Source organism: Acinetobacter sp. Leaf130 (assembly GCF_001423205.1).
Classification (GTDB): Bacteria; Pseudomonadota; Gammaproteobacteria; order Pseudomonadales; family Moraxellaceae; genus Acinetobacter; species Acinetobacter calcoaceticus.
In genome coordinates this window covers 1,170,349-1,185,328 of sequence record NZ_LMOE01000001.1, presented here as the reverse complement: position 1 = coordinate 1,185,328, position 14,980 = coordinate 1,170,349, and the positions used below count along the sequence as shown (strand labels likewise).

Annotated in this window: 9 protein-coding genes; 2 read left to right on the top strand and 7 right to left on the bottom strand. The window is 39.0% G+C overall.

Annotated features, from left to right (window positions below):
* Positions 1 to 17: 17 nt before the first annotated feature.
* Complete coding sequence (locus ASF86_RS05105) at positions 18 to 1,094, bottom strand: sigma-54 interaction domain-containing protein (RefSeq protein WP_056480087.1); 1,077 nt, start codon at positions 1,092 to 1,094, stop codon at positions 18 to 20.
* Positions 1,095 to 1,409: 315 nt separating this feature from the next.
* On the opposite strand from ASF86_RS05105, the gene ASF86_RS05100 reads away from it, so the two are divergent.
* Positions 1,410 to 2,498 (top strand): LLM class flavin-dependent oxidoreductase, encoded by a 1,089-nt coding sequence (locus ASF86_RS05100; RefSeq protein WP_056480086.1) that lies wholly within the window; start codon positions 1,410 to 1,412, stop codon positions 2,496 to 2,498.
* Between the two features lie 94 nt (positions 2,499 to 2,592).
* On the opposite strand, the gene ASF86_RS05095 is transcribed toward ASF86_RS05100, so the two are convergent.
* From ASF86_RS05095 to ASF86_RS05080, 4 genes are all read right to left on the bottom strand, one after another.
* Positions 2,593 to 3,855 carry a lipase family protein gene (locus ASF86_RS05095; protein WP_056480085.1) on the bottom strand — a complete coding sequence of 421 codons (1,263 nt, stop codon included), beginning with the start codon at positions 3,853 to 3,855 and terminating at the stop codon, positions 2,593 to 2,595.
* Between the two features lie 37 nt (positions 3,856 to 3,892).
* On the bottom strand, positions 3,893 to 6,385 hold the full coding sequence (locus tag ASF86_RS05090; RefSeq protein WP_056480084.1) for a TonB-dependent receptor plug domain-containing protein: 2,493 nt from the start codon (positions 6,383 to 6,385) through the stop codon (positions 3,893 to 3,895).
* A gap of 165 nt (positions 6,386 to 6,550) precedes the next feature.
* The gene (locus tag ASF86_RS05085; protein ID WP_056480083.1) at positions 6,551 to 8,383 is read right to left on the bottom strand and encodes an ABC transporter ATP-binding protein; all 1,833 of its coding nucleotides are present in this window, start codon (positions 8,381 to 8,383) and stop codon (positions 6,551 to 6,553) included.
* The gene (locus tag ASF86_RS05080; protein ID WP_081407556.1) at positions 8,380 to 10,191 is read right to left on the bottom strand and encodes an ABC transporter ATP-binding protein; all 1,812 of its coding nucleotides are present in this window, start codon (positions 10,189 to 10,191) and stop codon (positions 8,380 to 8,382) included. The genes ASF86_RS05085 and ASF86_RS05080 overlap by 4 nt, the downstream gene beginning before the upstream one ends.
* A 283-nt stretch (positions 10,192 to 10,474) precedes the next feature.
* On the opposite strand from ASF86_RS05080, the gene ASF86_RS05075 reads away from it, so the two are divergent.
* Positions 10,475 to 11,527, top strand: a complete 1,053-nt coding sequence (locus tag ASF86_RS05075; RefSeq protein ID WP_056480078.1) for an ABC transporter substrate-binding protein — start codon at positions 10,475 to 10,477, stop codon at positions 11,525 to 11,527.
* A 339-nt stretch (positions 11,528 to 11,866) separates the two neighbouring features.
* On the opposite strand, the gene ASF86_RS05070 is transcribed toward ASF86_RS05075, so the two are convergent.
* Together ASF86_RS05070 and ASF86_RS05065 are read right to left on the bottom strand one after the other, a co-directional pair.
* The gene (locus ASF86_RS05070) at positions 11,867 to 13,135 is read right to left on the bottom strand and encodes an acyl-CoA dehydrogenase family protein (protein ID WP_056480076.1); all 1,269 of its coding nucleotides are present in this window, start codon (positions 13,133 to 13,135) and stop codon (positions 11,867 to 11,869) included.
* 27 nt (positions 13,136 to 13,162) lie between these two features.
* Positions 13,163 to 14,980: an ABC transporter ATP-binding protein gene (locus tag ASF86_RS05065; protein ID WP_056480073.1), complete on the bottom strand. Its 1,818-nt coding sequence runs from the start codon at positions 14,978 to 14,980 to the stop codon at positions 13,163 to 13,165.

The following is a 14,980-nucleotide window of genomic DNA, read 5'->3' as shown; positions in this document are numbered from 1 at the left end:
TTTTCTATGTAAAATCATTAAGCGATTTCATTTTCATTCTTATTAGGTAGTAAGTTATATCTTGATAGAAGATTACGTAAAACATTACGCGATAGACCTAACATTTTTGCAGTCTTAACCTGATTATTCCAGCAACTTGAAAATGCAGTATTTACAATTTTATCTTCAATAATATGCCAAGCTTCCCCATCATACTCCTGAAACAGACGCTTTAAGATATTCTCAAACTCTTGAATCAGATCATTGTCTGCTAACACGGCGGAACCCGTTTCCTCAGAAAATCTTAGGTGCTCAAGATCAATTGTTTTACCGCCACTCACGAGTAAAGCATAATGGATATTGTTTTCTAACTCACGAATGTTGCCTGGCCAGCTATAGTTCAGCAGCGCATTTCTTGCTCTATCACTAATATTGGGTTTAGTGGTAATGAGCTTCTGAGAGTATGAATTTAAGAAGAAATCAACCAAAGGTAAAATATCTCCTTTACGTTCACGCAGTGGCAAAATGTTAAGCACAACCACGTTCAAGCGATAATATAAATCTAGACGAAACTTATTTTCTGCTACAGCTTTACGCAAATCTACATGTGTCCCCGACAAAATACGGACATTAATTGGGATCGGTTTTCGACCACCCACACGTACCACTTCTTTTTCTTGCAATACCCTTAACAGCTTAACTTGTAAGGATAGTGGTAACTCACCCACTTCATCTAAAAATAAAGTACCACCATCCGCCGTTTCAAAAATACCAGCTCGAGTTTTGTTTGCACCCGTAAAAGCTCCAGCTTCGTAGCCAAACAGTTCAGACTCAGCAAGTGTCTCAACCAAAGCACCACAATTGACTGCAAGAAAAGGCTTATTTTTACGATCACTTTTCAAATGAATTTCACGCGCAATTAACTCTTTACCTGTTCCAGATTCACCTTGAATGATGACGCTGGCAGAGCTTGGAGCAATCGTTTCTACTTGATTTAATAATTTACGGGAGTTTTGATCTGAAAAGATAATTGCTTTTGCTCTTATTGGTTTTATAGGAACACCATTATCAGGCAAAGTAATTACTTTATAATCATTATCTAAAAAGGTCTTCATAATTGCCCCATAAAACTTATGATATAAGCATTCTAAAAGGCTATATTACATTTCAGGGTGTTTTTTAATAAATAATAAATAAAGATATTTAATCCAAAATTCACCCATTTTATTATAAGAATATTCTCTCTTATAAATTAAAAATCAACACAATTCTTTTTTTATGATATGTTGCTTATCAAACATAATGTTGTCTTTTTGATTAAATCTAAACACTCAAGTAATTATAAACCACTACAACATTTGATTTATATAGGCATAAAGCTTGGCATTTATCTTGCTCATTCATTTAAAATCCACAAAATAGGTTTAATAATGAGCATCGAATTTGTTGGTATGGTTTTTCCCAACCAATGGTCTGAAACCAAAGGAACACGTATTGGTCATAAAATTGACCTCGAATATCTACGTTATCATGCACGGGCACATGAATATGCGGGTTTTGATAAAGTCTTAATTGCTAGCGGGCCAAGCAGTCCAGACAGTGCACAAATTGCGGCATACCTTGCCCAACACACAGAGCATCTTGGATTTATGATTGCCCATCGTCCTGCACTCCTCACTCCAAATCTTGCTGCGCGTTCTTTTGCTACGCTTGACCATACAACTGGCGGTGGAAGAATCCGTTTACATGCAATTACGGGAATTACAGCTGAGCCTCAAGAGGGCGATTATATTGTTGATAAAGTTCAGCGCTATGAACGGACGGGTGAATATCTAGATATCATCCAGAAACTTTGGAAAAGCGATCAACCCATTAGCTATGAAGGTAAATACTTTAAGTTAGACAATGCTTTTTGCCCGTTAAAGCCAGTCAACGGTACAATTCCGATTTCATTCGGTGGCTCATCAGATATTGCTTATGATATTGCAGTTCGCCATGCAGATCTCTATTCACTATGGGGTGAACCACTGGCTGGAGTAAAAGAGCAAATTACTAAATTGAAGCTCGCAGCAGAAAAAGCTAATAAACCACAGCCTCCTGTTAGCTTATCTGTACGTCTTATTATTGGTGCAACCGAAGAACTTGCTTGGCAACGAGCAGACCAGATTCTTGCAGACATTCAAAATAATCCGACTTTTCAAAATAACGGCACATTGTCGGGGCATAAAATAAAAGGCATCGGTTCACAGCGCTTATTAGCAGCAGCCCAGCAAGGTGATCGACATGACCGCGCATTATGGATGCCAACCGCAACTGCTGTAGGGGCTTATGGCGATACGACGGCCCTCGTTGGTACGCCAGACACCATTATTGCCTCATTACTTGATTATGTAGATTTAGGGGTGACGACTTTTTTAAATCGGGGCTACGATCCGATCTATGATACGGTCGATTATGGTCGTTATATCATCCCCGCTGTACGTGAAGAAGCAGCCAAAAGATTAAAACAAATCGCTTAAACATTTGAAGTAAAAAGCCGCTCATTCAATATGTTTGAAGAGCAGCTTTTTTTAATAAAGATTTTCTTCAGTGAGAAAATCTTTATTCCAACTTTTATTGCAAATCAGGTTTACAAATAGCCTGAATTTTCTCTCCCGCAATCACCTTTTTAGCAAACGGAACTGAATCTTTTAATGAGGCATTCACAGTTTCGCTATGTCCTAAGCCATGATACAAATGACCTTCGACCACTGTACCTGCTTTACAAGCATCTGCCACCAGCTTCATTTGAGAACGAGCATCTGGTGTTCGGTCATTTGCCCCTGTTCCAATAAATAATGGATGACTGATTTTTAATGTAGGGTAATAACCATAATTATTTGACTGTTTCTCTTGCAGCTTTTTATAGCTTGCCGGCGGATTGGATTTATATGCTTGCGCTGGCGAAAGCCCTGCGGTCTGAATATCTCCCATAAAACTTGTTAAGCAGGCATTTCTTGCTTGTTCAACTAAAGGAGCTGCTTCAGGCGTGAAAATATCTTCTGTTTTAATTTCTGGATATAAACTTTGTGTCACTAAGAAACTATAGATGCCATAAGCCAGTGATGGGCTGACTTCGTAAGGATTCAACTTTAACTGATTTTTTTCAGGCGTCGCTTCAGGATCTTGATAAATCACGCCTGTACCAATTGAACCTTTAATATTTAAGTCAGGTGCGTAGGTTGCCGAATAGGAAGAAGCCGCAACAGCCCCAGCGCCTCCTTGTGATTGGCCAACAATCACAAACTTATTAGCAAGTGGTAACTTGGTTTTTAAAGCAGCTCTACCACTATCTAAAATACTATAGGCCAGCATTGGGTTATTAATTAACAAATGCGGTCCTGCAACACCTAAACCTTCGTAATCTGTGGCAACAACAGCAAATCCTTCTTTAAGCCAACGGTTTAAATATTGTACGTCTCGGTATGATCGCCCACTCCAAGACGGCGCACAAGCGTCAGCTAAACCGACCGTACCATGTGCCCATAACACCACTGGCCAACCTTCTTTCGGTGGTGTTCCTTTTGGTAAGTGAATACTGCCTGAAACCACAATAGGTGTTTTGCTATCTTTACCACTCGTAGAACTGTAGAGAATTCGAATAGCCTGACTGTCATTTGCCAAACGAATATAAGGATTATGAATAGCTTCTGTTTTTAATAATTTTCCAGCTTGATTTGGAATAACCGATTTCCATGTGTAAAACTCAGAAACTCGGCCATCTCCATATTTATCTTCAGGCGCTGGAGCTTGTTGAGCATTTGCCAAATAACTCGAAGTTAACACCGTTGTGATTAAAGAAAACTTGCATAACGTTGATAAAAAAGTATGTTGCATTGTCATTTACCTTAAAATTTGTTTCATCATTTTTGATTTAAAATTCGTAACTTACGCGGCCATATAAATATGTTCCAAATGCTCCTTCCGGCGCATTAAAACTATATTTGACGATGTTGCCGACCGAAGAATCTTTCGCTTGATCAGGATGGCTATTAAATAAATTGATCGCGCCTAAATTGAATTTCAGACCTTTCACAAATGCATCCGCTTTGTAGCCAATATCCAAATCTGCAATCCACTGTGGGTCAAAGGTTTGGTCTAATGCAGTATTGGTATTATTTAAGGTGGTCCATTTATCGTAGCGACGGATTGCTGTATTCACGCTCCACGCTTGATTTGACCAAAGTGCGCCAAGCGTTAGCTTTGTCTTTGGTGCAGCGGACTCAATGAGGCTTTGTGTATTTCGTCCTGCAATGCTTGAAACCGGAATTCGCTCACCTTTTGCGGTAATAGAATCTCTTGTTTCTGTAATTTCATTTTTGTTATATGCCAGACCTAGATTCAGATTTAACTTGCCATATTGTTCAAGGTTTAAATCATGTTTAAGCGCGAGCTCTACGCCTTGGGTACGTGTATCTAGTAAATTATTAAAGAACGCCACATTGGCAATGTTTGAATACGGTGTATTGGCAAAAGCATTGGTAATTACGCTTCCAGTAATATTGTCTGAAAGCAAAATACGATTTTTAATATCGATTTGATAAAGGTCCAAAGTTGCCGATGTATTGGCAAGAGGCTTCCAAACAAAACCTAAAGAATAATTCGTCGATTTCTCAGGTTTAAGAGAAGTTCCTCCAACGAGTAAAGCCGCCTCACTGCCTGCAACTAAAGTTCTTTGTTGAACATCTTGCCAACCTGAAGGGGTCTGCACAGTTTGTACGCTATAAGCCGAATAGCCCTGCTGTGCCAATGACGGCGCTCTATAGCCTGTATTTACTGAACCACGTACAGTAAATTTAGGTGATACATCATATTTGGCGAATAATTTTCCGTTTGTGGTCGAACCAAAGTCTGAATATTTTTCACTTCGAACAGCGGCACCAACATTCAAGTCTTTAATAATATCTGCTTCTAAATCTAGATAGACACCATAAACATCGCGGCTAATTTTTCGTTCATCTTGGTCTGTAATTCCGGCATATATTCCCGGAACACCAACGCCTAAAGTTGTGCTTGGATTGAAATATGAGCCTCGGGTATAGGCAATTGGATCACCTGCATTTTGCTTATATTGCTCCCAACGATATAAAACCCCTGTAGACAACGTGAGCGGGCTTCCTAACCAGTCAATTGCAATATCACGGCTATAGTCTAGCCCTGTATTTAATTGCGAAAAGATATTTTCACCCAAGTCATAGTTTGAAGGAGAATCTGGCCCGTAACTTGGGTTAATGCCGTTGCCTTGTTCTGTGCTGACTTTATTTTGTCCATAGGTCGCATAAAGATCATATTTACCTGACTTCTGCTCTCCTTTTTTAACTCCAACTGTCGTTGCAAAATCATCTACAGTGACTAAGCTCAATGGCGAGCGTCCATCTGGATAACGTTCTTTAAAATAGCTGGATTGATTCAGTACTGTTTTGGTTGTTGGCGGCTCATAAAAGTTTTCCCCTATCGTTTTACGATGGCCATAGCTACTAAAACCATAAAGTGCAACGTCATCCGTCAAAGGTAAATCTAAATTCGCCGTTACATTGATTTGATCTTTTTGTTCTGGTGAACCAAATTTCCATGTTCTATAGGGTGTATTTTGTTCTGTATATTGAGCATTGGTTGAACCATCATAAAAAGTTCGTGTATCTGGGGCCGTGTTACTTGCAGCTTCACGTTTGCCTAAATCTAATGCAACCGTCAAAGAACCATCATTAGGGAGTGCAAAACCTTTCCAAAGATTAACTTTATATTGTTCACCATCTCCTTGAGTATAGCCACCAGTTTGATAGCTCACTCCACCGCCATGATCTCGTGATTTCAAAATGATATTAACGACACTCGCGATTGCATCTGATCCATATTGTGCAGCAGCACCATCCCGTAAGATTTCTATACGCTCAATCGCGCTCACTGGAATTAAACTTAGGTCAGTTACTGCCGCGCCTCTTCCGCCTGCATAGGCTTGGCGGGTGAAATAAGCTGATGTATGACGACGTTTTCCATTAATTAAAATTAGAGTTTGATCCGCAGATAATCCTCTAAGTGCAATACTTGGCGGAACCGATGCCCCAAACCCTCCCGCAGGAGAACTCGGTAAAGTCACTGAAGGAGACAACCGTGTTAACGCTGCTGCAAGATCAGTTGCACCAGTCTCTTGTAACTCTTTGGCAGTTAAAATATCAACAGGAGCTGGCGCATCGAGAGAACTACTAATTGCTCGTCTAGAACCCGTGACAACGACAGATTGTAATGTGATGACATCCTCTTTCTCTGACAAATTCTTTTGGTCGTTTGCCAAAGCAATTGAAGCAGTAAGTGCACTCAGTGCAAAAAGTGAGGACTGAATAATAAATTGAGAAAAATATGTACGCATATGAGCTTCCTTAACGATCTAGACCGATATAGCAAAGCCAATGCCAATAATTAAATTATTTAGTATCAATAATTTAATTAATTAAAATAAAAGAATCATTGTTTAAATTTAAACAATGATTCAAAAAAATGTTTATAAAACTACAGTTTTCAATTTCGAAGATGTTTAGACCAGTTGATTTTGAAGATACGACTGATATAACTGAAAATATGCTGTTTCTTGCTGTATTAACTGTTCATGTGAACCTTGCTCTACAACATGACCGTTTTCGATCACCACAATTTTATCGGCCTCACGAATCGTACTCAGCCGATGTGCAATGACAATACACGTTCGATTTTGGCATAAGCGTCTGAGTGCATATTGTATTTTTTGCTCGGTATAGATATCGATTGCAGAAGTAGCTTCATCTAAGATTAATATTTTAGGATTTGCTAAATATGCACGAACCAAACAAACCAGCTGTCTTTGTCCATGACTTAGGTTTTTACCGAGGGTTCCTACTTCAGTGAAATACCCTTGTGGAAGTTGTTGCAAAATTTCATCTGCCCCCAAGTCTTCAATTGCCGCGATAAGCACCTGATCTGAAGCATTAGGTTGAACTAAACGTAAGTTATCTAAAATCGTTCCACTAAATAAAACATTATCTTGTAAAACAATACTCACGTGTTGTCTTAAGCTAGTCAGACGAATATTTTGGATGGGGTAACGATCTAGAAAAATTCCGCCCTGTTGAGGTTCATAAAACCGCGTTAACAACTGAACAATCGTACTTTTGCCATGTCCTGTTGGCCCTACAATCGCAATTATTTTTCCAGCTTCAATCTCCAAATTAAAATTTTGTAAAACCGGCTTATGGGTATAAGCAAAATGTACCCCTTGAAATCGAATATGACCATTCAACTGCTCAAGCTTCACAGCATTCGGTTGTTCTTGAATGCTAGATTGCGTATCTAAAAGTAAAAATATACGTTGGGCACATGCGGCCCCATTTGCATAACGTTCAAATAAATCAGTAAGTTCCTGTAAGGGAGCTAAGAATAAAAACACATAGAAAATACTTTCGGCGAACTGACCAATACTAATCATTCCACCACTATAGGCATAACTACCAATCACAATAAATCCGGCTGTGGCTACAGTCGAAAGTAATCCTGTAAAGGGTGCAAACCAACTGGTCCGCTTGCTGCCATAAATAATAGAGTTATTAAAATCTTTTAATAAATCCTGATAACGGGATTGATTTGTTTCGGTGTAATTTAACTGCTGGATGATTTTTGCGCCATTTACAGTTTCAACCAAATGGGCAGTAAATCGACTGCGTTCTTCGGCAACTCTTCCCCAATGTTTTTGCGATGATTTCTTAAAAAAGGCTGTCATCCCAAATAAAATAGGTAAAGTCGCAAATAAGCACCAGAAAAATGGTGGATAAATATGCCAAAGAAGAACTGAAGCCAGACCACAACGCAAAATCGCTGAAAGTAATTCTGGTGGTCCTTGTATTAAAACAGGCTCTAAAGTATCAACGTCACGGTCGGCCCGTGAAATAATTCTGCCAGCTTTAGTACGGTCAAAATAGCCAATGTTTAAACTTTGAATATGCTGGAACAAAGAACGTCTTAAACCATTAATAACTTTCAAAGCTGCTTGGCCTGACAAATATTTTGATACCCCCGCTAAAGCAAAACGGCAAATCCAACTCAATGCCAAAATGCTAATCGCAATCAATAAAACGGGCTGATGCAGCACCATTTTCCCAGCAATATGTTGAAAGCCTGAATCTAAAATATATTTCACAACCCAAGGCCGAACAAAAACGCTCATCACCTGCAAAATTTCTACTGCAATCACAGCAAGTAGCAAATAACGAATGGGATAAATTAAAGGAATAAGTTTTGTTAACATCCCTCTATGAATTGAGGTCTTTGCCAAATTTTCTTCGATTTGTAGATCGGCTGATTTTGCGAACGGACGGAAATTTTTAACACTTGTATTCATGCTTCAAGCTCCTGTTGTGGCAACTCAAAACCCATCAACTCTCGATAGAATGAACAACTTTGTACCAATTCATTATGTGTTCCCTGAGCAATAATTTGCCCTTGATCTAGAACAATAATTCGGTCAGATAAAGCAATCGTAGTTTGTTTATTCGAGTTGATAATAATGGTTTTCTTAAAATGATTTCCCATATCAGAAAGCGCTGATAGACGCTGTAAAACCTGTTTTTCTGTGGTCGAATCCAAAGCACTGGTTGAGTCATCTAAGGCTAAAATTGGCGAGTTTTTTAAGATAGAACGAGCCAATGCAATCCGCTGTTTTTGTCCTCCAGATAAAGTAACGCCTTTATCTCCAATCAAAGTGTCTAATCCATCATCAAGCCGTTGTAATAATTCGGATGCGGAAGCTAAATGTAAAGCATCTCGCATCTCTTGCTCCGTTGCATCTTGCTTAGCAATTCTTAGGTTATCTGCCAATGTGCCACTGAAAAAGAAATTTTCTTGGGGAATAATCTGAACCAAATGGCGTAATTCAAACAGGCTTAAATCTTTGATATTGATCCATCCCTGTTGCTCAGAACCAATCAGGACTTGCCCTTCTGTTGGGTCAATAAACCGATTAAGTAAATTCATCAAGGTGGTTTTCCCTGAACCAGTTTTGCCTACAACAGTGACGATTTCACCTGCACGAAATTCAACATGACACTGCTTTAAAATAAACTTTTGTGTTGTTTTATCCTGAAAGCTTACATTTTCTAATCTAATATTTAACCCATCACTCCATTGCAACGGCAAAGGGTATAGTTGATCTTCAATTACAGACTTTTCATCAAGCATTTGCCATATTCTTGTTGCCGAAGAGCGAGCATCAGCAAAAATTTGTAAGACCTGCCCAATACTTTCAATACGAAACACCAATAAATTTGCCATGAGTATCGCAGCTACAAATTGCCCCACCTGTAACTCGTTTTGGCCAATTAAATAAGCACCAAAGCCAATCACCCATAAATAAGAACACGCAATAATCACTTGAGGAATAGGCAAGCATTTTGCACTTGTGCTTATGGTTTGAATAGAGTGATGAATAAATAGATCTACAGCATGATTAAAGCGCTGTAAAAGCTTCTCTTCGAGTTGAAAAGCTTTGACTACCCGAACTCCATTCACGCTTTCTGCTAAGATATCGCTAACTTTTTCGTAGGCGGATGCGACTTGGTGATCTAGCACCACTAATTGATTGGTCAGTTTAAAGAGGACCCACAACCCTAGAAAAATAAATAATAAAGGGACTAGGCCGAGCCAAGGATGATACCAACACAAGAGTCCAACGGTTACCGACACAACAAGACTTGACTCAAACACTTGCCGCCAAAAATTAATAAGAGCTTCTTTTAATTTATCTGAATCACGGGTTGTTCGAGATAGCACCTCTCCTAACCCATGTTTCCAGTGCCATGAAACATCTAAATGCTGTACTTGGCTAAAGATTCTTTCTCTTAAAATACTTAGTAGTTGCTGACCAATGGTTAAAGCACTTAACCCTGCCAGATACTGAATAACTGCCCTAATGCCAGCAATACTCGTAAGTAGAATGAACCAAAACCAAGGATTTAAAGGATCAGTGATAGAATGCTGAAATAAGGTTTCTCGTTCACTATGTTTTAAGGTATCAATCGCATGTCCGATTGAATACTGTTGAAGTGCTAATCCTATATTTGCAATAACAAATAAGGTCGCCGTCAATAAGAAACGAAATGGCATAAAACGGTATAAAGCCAAACTTCGTAATAATGGATAATTTTTAAACATAAAAGATAGTAAAAATTTAAGATTCCGTTTTATTGCGAGATTCATGCCAAATTAATGATCTCTAAAAAGATTTTAAATTATTGTTTTATATTAATTTTATAGTTTACTATTTATGGGGGTGTTGATTTTAAAACACTAGCGCAATTGATTTGCTGTAATCGCAACAAAATTTGATATATCAACATCATAAAAAACGATATCAAAAATAATCATTAAATATCAATAAATTATTGAGTGGCATCAATTTTGCTTTAAAGCATAAAAACCACAAAAGGATGTCATGATGACAACACTTCAAACTCAACCATTAAACACACTTTGGTATACACGTTGCCCTGTACCAACAGGCCTAGGTATTTCAATTCAAAAAGGTTGGCTCAAAGAAAAGTTTGATGAACAACAGATTGAAATTAAATCAATTCGAGACTCAAACTCCAAAGATATTCGAAACTCTCATTTTAACCATACCCTTGCCAACTCAGTTCGACATGGTGGCAGTATTCCTGCAATCTGGGCATATGCATCTGGTCAAAAAACTAAAGTGATTGGCCTATCTTGGGCTGATGAAGTTCAATTGTTGTTAACACGCTATGATTCAAACATCAAAACTGTTGCCGACCTAAAAGGTAAACGTTTTGGAATCCCACTGAATCAAGATGCAATTATTGATTTCTCGCGTGCACAGGCGATTCGGGGGTTAGAAAATGCCTTAAAAACAGTAAATCTGGAGGTGAGCGACCTTGAATTAGTCGATTGTTTACGAGCAGATATTTTATCCGCACAGCAACAACAGCCTACAGAAAATGATTCTAGTTTTTATGGCAATCTCAATAAAATCAATGCAAGTGCAGAGATCGTGGCATTAATTAAAGGTGATGTCGATGCCATTTTTCTAAAAGGCGCACATGCTGCGCAAATTGCTCATGATTTTGCTCTGCATACCATTATTGATATTGGCTCACATCCTAACCCTATTCTACGCTCCAATAATGGCACACCAAGAACACTCACTGTCGATGAAGATTTTCTAACGCACTATCCAGAGCAAGCACAATCGATTGTCGATGCTGTTTTACAAGCAGAACAATGGGCACATGCACACGCCGATGAAACCCATCGTTATTTGGCAAAAGAATGTAATAGTAGTGAGCAATGGGTTCATGTGGCTTATGGTGCGGATGCACATTTGAAACTGAACACCAACTTTGATGAGACTTCTATTATTGCTTTACAAGACTTGAGTGACTTTCTCTATCGCTGGAACTTTATTCCTGCACAAATTAATGTTCGTGAATGGCTTGCACAGGATATTTCTATTCAAGCTCAAGTGGCTTAACAGTAAAAAAAGCAAAAAGGTTGTCTTGATGACAACCTTTTTTATTTTCAGCATCTAAATTCAAGTAACTATAAACTATCGTAGTAGTTGGCATGGGTAATGTTAATCTCTTTAATAACAATTATTTTAACGGAGTCTTATCGAGTTTTTATCCAATTTTAGGATTAGCTTTCAGCTGGAGTTACTTTGGTTTCGCCCAAAGTAACCAAAGGCATTGTCATCTGCAAAACCTGTTCTTTTCTTGGATTTATTAAAACCTATCGTAGAAACAGTCTCTTGTTTACACCATGCAGGTTGCAGATGACGTTTCCGAGTATCATATTTACTTTCGAACTCGGATTATTTAGAAAATTTAGTCACATTTTCCGCCTGCTTCTTCAGAAGCACAGAATTATATTCTCCTGGTGGAATATTATTTAAATAATAATTTCCAACATGATATAGCCTCCAGCGGATTGGATCATGCGTGGTGTGGGTTCGTGCATTACGCCAGAAACGGTCTAGATTCCACTTCGACAAGGTTGAACTTGCCCCGAGTAATCCGAAAATTTCACTCGAAATTTTTAAAGATGCATGATCAGACTGACTACGGGTAGCAGCAACCGATAAAATCAGTTCGGTTTGTAAGTCTTCATCTTCTACATTTGCCAAATGCTGTTCAAAAATCTGTGCTGAGCGATCTAATAATGCTTCAGCCGAACGAACCAAAACAGCGAATTCACCAATTTGTTTGATGATATGAGGTTCATGGGTAGGCGAATCGACCCCACTTTCTACCCAAGGACGAGCATGGTGTTGTAAATAATCAATCCCACCTTGTAACGCACCTTTGGCAATTCCTGTGTCCATTGCAGCATGTAAAATTTGGGGCCAAGTGAGTCCCGTACGTAAAACCGTGCCTAAACCGCCTGTATTTCGCTTAGCAATATAACGTTCATCAACAACCACATCTTTAAAATTAACAGTGCCACTGACGCTATTATTTTGGCCCATCGCATCCCAGTCATCGAGCAACTCTACTCCCTGCGTATCACGATGAATTAAAATCGAAACAGGTCCATCATCACTACCAGCAAATAAAGAAATCCATTCTGCGAGTAAAGAGCCTGTAGAGTAAAACTTACTGCCATTTAAAATTAATTGTCCTTCCGCATTTCGTTCTACGCGTGTTTTATGCTGAAACTTATCTTTGCCCCCCACTTCTGCAAGTGCATTGCCTAAACGTTTTCCACTTAATACATCGGCAAGTAATTGATCACGAATTTCATCGTCATAGCCCGTTAAAATTCCTCGAAACATGGTGAAGTGAATTTGTAATAACTGCCCTACACCACCATCGGCGGATGAAATAATTTTCACTACATTGACCAACGTTGAAATATTGGCGCCTAAGCCCCCAAATTGCTTGGGTACAATAATCGCAGTTAAACCAGCTTCTGAAATTAAGCGAGCCTGATCATAAGGCACCGTTTTGTTATAACTCGGGTCTCGAGCAAATTGATTCAGTTGATTTGCCACCTCTTTTGCAATCTCAAGTGCTTCTTGCTCGCTTTGAATATGTCTTACGCTACCTAATTCTAAAAAATTACGTTGGTTAATATCGTTCATTTTTAACTCCGAAAAATCTGTTCTTTTTTATGCGCAAACTTCAAGCACGTTGTTTTTAAACAAACTCGGCGCATGTGTAAGTAAAGTTTTGGTATATGTATGTTGAGGATGGCTAAGCACTTGGTCTGTTTCACCGTATTCAACAATATGTCCATTTTTTAATACGGCGACCCGATCTGCGATTGCACGAACGACCCCTAGGTTATGGGTCACAAATAGTAAGGTCACACCTTGCTGCTGAAGGTCTTGTAGCAGTTTTAAAATAGATGCCTGAACTGAAACATCCAATGCAGACGTAATCTCATCACAAATCAAAACATCAGGTTGGCACAGCAAAGCTCGTGCGATAGCCACACGTTGTCTCTCCCCACCCGATAAATCTCTAGGATAGAGTTCCTGAACTTGTATAGGCAGAGAGACTTGTTTAAGTACCTGTGTGACTTTTTCTATGGCTTCTTGTCGAGATGCTCCAAAGAAATGCTGCACGACCTTAATTAATGTCTGACCAATCGTATGCGCTGGATTTAAGGCCTTATAAGGATTTTGAAAGATATATTGCAGTTTATGCCGCTGCTGCAAATGACGCTGTTGCCCGCGCAATGACAAGACTTCATCCGCTAATGTAATTTGGCCATCTGCATTTTCATTCAACCCTGCAATAACACGGGATAACGTGGTTTTACCCGACCCCGACTCGCCGACCAACGCTAAACATTCACCTTTTTTTAATTGAAATGAGATATCAAAAAGTGCCTGTTGCTGCCCATACCATGCATTAATATGTTCAACTTTTAGCAGTGCTTCTCGATCAGTTTCTAATTCACGTACCGGATGATCAATCTCTTTAAAATTAATCACACCGACTTCATCTGAATGGTGACAAGCAACAAAATGCGGATCAAACTCATCTTTTAATTGAGTTAATTCAGGTTGTTTTTGGCGGCATATTTCTGTGGCGAAAGTACAACGTGCAGCAAATGCACATCCTGCTGGGCGCTCATTTGGTGAAGGAGCATGACCTTCAATTGGAGATAAATATTTACGAATGGCTACATCGGGAATGGCGTTGAGTAAACCTTGTGTATAAGGATGTTTTGGTGTTTCAAATAGTTGGGTTAATACCGCATCTTCAGCAATTCGCCCTGAATATAAAACAATCACCCGATCTGCAATGTCTTTTACAACCGTTAAGTCATGCGATACATAAATAGCAGCAACATTATATTCGCGGCATAATTTACGAATGATATTCAGCACCAAGGTCTGCGTTGTCACATCTAAGGCGGTGGTTGGCTCATCCAAAACAATTAAACGTGGCTGTAGCAAGAATGCCAAGGCCAATAAAATTCGTTGTTGTTGACCACCAGAAAGCTGATGAGGATAACGCTTGAGAAATAGCTCATCATGAGGTAACCCCACTTCATTTAAAATTTTGGCAACCTTTTGGTATTTTTCAACACTAGATAGCTGTGATTGATGGACTTCTAATAATTCAAATAAATGTTGACCAATACTTAATGCTGGGTTGAGTGCCGTTCCAGGATCTTGAGCGACATGACTAATTTTATGACCACGAACCAGACGTAAAGCATGATCATCTAAACTGAGAATATTTTGATCATCTAACTCAATTATGCCCTGAATAATTTTGGCACCATGCCGTGCATAGCCCAATAAGGCACTCGATAATGTCGTTTTACCAGAACCACTCTCTCCCACCAGCCCTAGAACTTCACCTTCTCGTAAGCTAAATGAAATATTAGAAACGATGTGATTGCCGGTGTTTACCAATGCCACGGTTAAGTCTGTTACGGTCAATACTGTATTTTTAAATGTATTTGCCAT